Annotated in this window: 5 protein-coding genes; 2 read left to right on the top strand and 3 right to left on the bottom strand. The window is 45.8% G+C overall.

Features of this window, described 5'->3' with window-relative positions; genetic code table 11:
- The 3 genes from A3739_RS04935 to A3739_RS31325 all read right to left on the bottom strand — a co-directional run.
- Positions 1–287 (bottom strand): AHH domain-containing protein (locus A3739_RS04935; RefSeq protein WP_197472063.1); only part of this gene is annotated, 287 nt, incomplete at its 3' end.
- A 226-nt stretch (positions 288–513) separates the two neighbouring features.
- Entirely contained in the window at positions 514–1,230 is a 717-nt protein-coding gene (locus A3739_RS04930; RefSeq protein WP_068500538.1) for an AAA family ATPase, read from the bottom strand.
- Between the two features lie 12 nt (positions 1,231–1,242).
- The gene (locus tag A3739_RS31325; RefSeq protein ID WP_197472062.1) at positions 1,243–1,479 is read right to left on the bottom strand and encodes a helix-turn-helix domain-containing protein; all 237 of its coding nucleotides are present in this window, start codon (positions 1,477–1,479) and stop codon (positions 1,243–1,245) included.
- 174 nt (positions 1,480–1,653) lie between these two features.
- Here A3739_RS31325 and A3739_RS04925 point away from each other — a divergent pair, with 174 nt between their 5' ends.
- Together A3739_RS04925 and A3739_RS04920 are read left to right on the top strand one after the other, a co-directional pair.
- On the top strand, positions 1,654–2,640 hold the full coding sequence (locus A3739_RS04925) for a hypothetical protein (protein WP_068476048.1): 987 nt from the start codon (positions 1,654–1,656) through the stop codon (positions 2,638–2,640).
- Between the two features lie 56 nt (positions 2,641–2,696).
- Positions 2,697–4,457: a hypothetical protein gene (locus A3739_RS04920; protein ID WP_068476049.1), complete on the top strand. Its 1,761-nt coding sequence runs from the start codon at positions 2,697–2,699 to the stop codon at positions 4,455–4,457.
- Positions 4,458–4,505: the final 48 nt, after the last annotated feature.

Raw genomic sequence — 4,505 nt, 5'->3', positions numbered from 1 at the left:
AAGATTTTAATGGCATGGTTCTTTCCCAACTCTTGGCCATATTGGTCACCCATTTGCTTTGCCTCACTCAAGGCTTCAAAAATCGCCTTCTGCTCTTCAGTTGTATGCAACCCTTCCCAGTTATGCGGCGCCCAAGAGAGATTCTCTGGGCCTGCATACCAATCAATATCAAACGACTCGAGTATATCAATGGAGCCTTGGGAGTATACATAACGAGAGTCATTAACCTTAACGCCTTTCATAACAATATGATGGCCATGCCAACTACCATGCTTACCGGGGGACACGCCTACAGGCTTAGGGTAATACAGAGACGTAAATCAATAAATCATACTTCTTGAGATAGTCAGGAGGGGCGCTATTCCTAAAATCAACATCAAACCAATATGTATATGCTCAAGCCATCCAAAACAGTTCCCTTAGTAATAATCACTTACTCATACTTTCCGTTAAATCTGGGTATTGGTCATTACTTCGGGAGTTAAATACGTTAGATCTACTGAAAGTTCGACCTCAATATAATATCTTACGATAGGATTGTTTATTAACCGATGAGCAGATCAAACAATTTGTTGTTCGCAAAACTAAAGATAAGATATCGAAGGTCTGCTGCGCTAGTACAATAAGGCATCTAACCACTTCAAAGTAGGTGATAGCCCAACATCCGCTATTGTCTAAGCGCGTACTGTAAAATGCATCTTCAATGGTTTCATATAAGGCTTGTTCGTTGCCGATTTCTATAACCGTTTGGAGGGCAGCAGCAAGGTAATGCCCATCGTCAGATAAGATGGTTGTGCGGCTTCCAAGGTGAGATTGCCGTCCTGGCACAGCACTGTCAGTTCGAAAGTGGTCATAGAAGTGCCAGTGATCAATTTTATCGCGAAGTTGGATGATTTCGGGAGCGCGTTGCGGGTCTGAGCTGTGCGAAAAACTCGTTTCGTAGTGTGGAATATGTGTACTAAGAGTATCCCAAGACCGTCCCGATCTAGATTTCAATATCGGCCCATCACGATCGATCAGCACGCGAGCAGGGTAGTAGCGTTCTCCCGCCCATATGCATTCTTTTTTGATTTCGGGATCGAGAGCAAATGCGGAGCGAGATCGTGTCGGTAAGAAGAGAGATATCGCGTAACTAAAATCATCGCCGGCAAAACCTAAGCGAAGACGCGTGCGTTTTGATCTGGGCCTGCCTTGTACTTCTTGCTTGCCACTTTTCATTTGCCAAGTCATGATATGACTGCTTCACGGATTTACGTTGTTTGTGGTAGCGTTCCGCTTGCGAAACAGCCAGCTCCTCAACGTACGTTCGTAATCATCTAACTTACTTGGACTTTTACGGGCTGGATACTTGGGATCAAGTTCTTCGTTGTTGATGTATTTACGCACAGTACTGCGCGAAACTCCGATTCGGCGAGAGATCTCTCGGAAGGGTAAGCCTTCACGGGAGTGTCGCTGTCGAATTACACTTATTAGTGCCACGTTTATCACTCCTAAATCTCCTGCTCAATGGAAGCAGGAATAGGTTTGCACGTGGGTCAAAATTCGATGCAAATATAGGGGGTTAGGGGGTTGATGGGCCAGTTTTGGGTGCAAATCAACACGCTAACTTTGATACCATCTAAAATTTAGAAACTCAATTTGTTAAGGGAAGTTATGAAACTAATCCACGGTTCACTGCTCGCTGGCACAGTACTAAGTACTACCGGATGTATGCAGGCAATGGTCAACTATCAGATGGACCAAGTTAATCAGCAAATTATCATGGAGTCCGGGGCATCAGTCGGCCAACACGCCAACCTAAGTGACCCTAAGTATGTACAGCTAGCTCAAATCTTCGATGAGTACCACAACGTCTACGTCACTAGAAACCTTGATTTCTATAACCTAACTGGTTGGCAATTATGTGACGATACGCGAGAGACCTACAACTCTTACGCTGAGTTTCAGGAAGCAATACAAAAGAGACTGGCTGCATCTGAAGTAAAAAACACAGAGAAAAAAGAAGAGTCAGGTTCATTATTAGCGCAAATGGAAAGTGATGACACGTCAAACGCTGCCGAAGGCTTGGATTACACAAAGTACCTTAGCGATGACCATACCCTCACCTACGCCCCTGCGGGTGATGACTGCGATAGTCCATCGACTCGAGTAGTCAAAAAAACCTCTAGCTTGGCCACTACTATGGAAATCGACCTTGGCAACGGCACCAAAACCGAGTCAAGCTCTAAAGTAGATAATCAATCTACCATGGTGATGGACCTAGCTGACGACTACTCCATCTCTCTCACCAAGACTATCATGGATGTCGAGTACATGAACGACCCTAAATGGGAGTATATGGTTATGAGTACAGGCTCGCCAAATGGGGACAGCAACAAGGCCTATAGCACTTACCTCATCAGCGAATCTCAAGATATGCCGGGTATTATCGATACCGTCGAAACCACCTATTTCCCAGACGGCCGTATTAAACACGTTATTTACAAAGGTAATCGCATTCAAAGCATTACCCGCATAAAAGACTTCAAACGGCACGGTTTACAGGAATACCGCACCAAGTCCCTGGCCTCTATTATGGGTGCAGAAACCTGTTATGACCAAGGTGTAAAAGTCATTTCAGAAAGCTGCGAAACCTTCTAAGTTTTAATCTGCCTTCAGCCGCGATCACGCGGCTGTATTATTTTGGACAAAGAATCATGAAGAATCTTGCCTCTGTGGTGCTATCTGTCACATTGCTCTCCTGTGCCTCGATGCCCAGCGTCAATGAACACGGACAGCCCTATACGGTGCTGCCAAACGAAAGAGGGATCGCTGTATGTGTCGAGGGCGACTGTGAAAACGGTTATGGTAAGATGCGCGCTCCTGACCAATTAGAGATCGAAGGCCGTTGGAAAGATGGCGCTGTGGTTGATGGCTACTATCAAGTTTCCTTCGACGGAAAAACTGTTAAAACCTATTACGATAGAGACGTCCCAAGTGAGGGGTTGTTAGTTTTCGGGTATGAACATGACCGTGATTATTTCATCGGTCAGTTAACACGAATTAAATACCCTTTCCGTGATCTGGATGTCAATTATCCAAGTAAAGGTATTTACCATCATAAAAATGGCGCAGAGTTCGAAGGCACCTTTATATTTTTGCCTTCCATGGGCGGGCCCGAGGGTAACTATAATTCAAACCGATATATATTCCGCAAACACCCTGATACGACAGGCGTGTCCTACCTCGACAATCGTTTTTATCAGGTCCATTTGCTGGGAAACCTAGTGTTCATTGGTGAAATTCGCTACAAAGGTCAGAGCGAATATGGCGTCTACGCCCATGAAAATTATCGAATCGGCACCAAGATTAAACTAGTAGAGGTGAAGGATGGCGATATCTTAACCTCCTTCCAGCAGCAATATCAGGATGACCTCAATTACCTAGCAGAGCTCAAGCTTCGTGAACGCGAGCGCGAAAAAGAATCCGCTTGGGATATCAACTGGGGCATGGTTGCAGCGCTAGGAGCTGGTGTTGCAATGGCCGATAGCTCAAGCCTTAGCGGCAATGCAAAAGCTGAATTCCTTACCGCCTATTCCAAAGACATCATCAGCGGTAGCACCGATAACCTCACTAATCTACGATCAAAATACCATGGCAGTAAAACCACCGACGAAATCTTCGCAGAAAGCCGTGAACAGATTAACCGTATTGCCGAAATGAAGAAGCGCGAGCAAGCAGAGTATAAACAGCATCAAGCTATCCAAGAGCAGAGCAACAATCCTTCTTCTGCTAAAACTGCCGCAATCAAATACAATGCACCAAGTACGGGCGTAAGCAGCTCATCGAATCGTGCTAATACCGCCCACCAGCAGCCAACGAAGAAATCGGTAGCTGGCACAACTTACGTGAAGATTAACAACCAGTGGCAAAAGATTGATTCCCAAAACCGCTCAAGCGCTCAAGATAGCCAGACCAATAGTCAAAGCTATCAAGGTGGGCATGGCACCAATAATAGCCCATCACAACAACAAGTGGCTAGCGAGACCCAGTCTTCCTCTGCCACCACTTCCAAGCCACAAAAGCCCAACAAGCCACAATGTATGCCTGAGGACGAGCATGGCGTACGAATACCTGCCGCCGGCATTCCTAAAAACAAGTGGTGCTACATCTATACTCTGCAACGACCCCTAAGCTGGACCGATACTGATATTAATAATTCGCCGTTGGGCTTATTTGGGTACGAATCCGGCAGCCTAGAAGGAGCTAGAAACCAGGTAGAACTATCAATGGCGACCAAAGCGAAGGAAATCTGTAAAGCTGAAGGCTACGACGGCATTTATGATGATGATTACCGCTTTGGTGAACTCATACACTGGTCTGAAGTTGATTGTGAAGAAAAAGTACGGTTGGGTTCGACGTTCTACTTTTGCCGAGGCGATGCCACTTATCGTTGCGGCGCTAAGCGTCAGAAGTAAACACAAAAGCCTTCTTTGCTGCATCGCACTCGCCAGAACTGCATGGGG

The sequence above is a fragment of the Oleiphilus sp. HI0067 genome, from assembly GCF_001635735.1.
Note: the sequence above shows the minus strand (reverse complement) of the source record. Positions and strands in the feature narration are given on the sequence as shown.

What these genes read in the sequence shown, in the direction of transcription:
- A3739_RS04925 (WP_068476048.1), top strand. Translation starts at nt 1,654, where the DNA reads ATGAAACTAATCCACGGTTCACTGCTCGCTGGCACAGTACTAAGTACT.
- A3739_RS04930 (WP_068500538.1), bottom strand. Translation starts at nt 1,230, where the DNA reads ATGACTTGGCAAATGAAAAGTGGCAAGCAAGAAGTACAAGGCAGGCCC.
- A3739_RS04920 (WP_068476049.1), top strand. Translation starts at nt 2,697, where the DNA reads ATGAAGAATCTTGCCTCTGTGGTGCTATCTGTCACATTGCTCTCCTGT.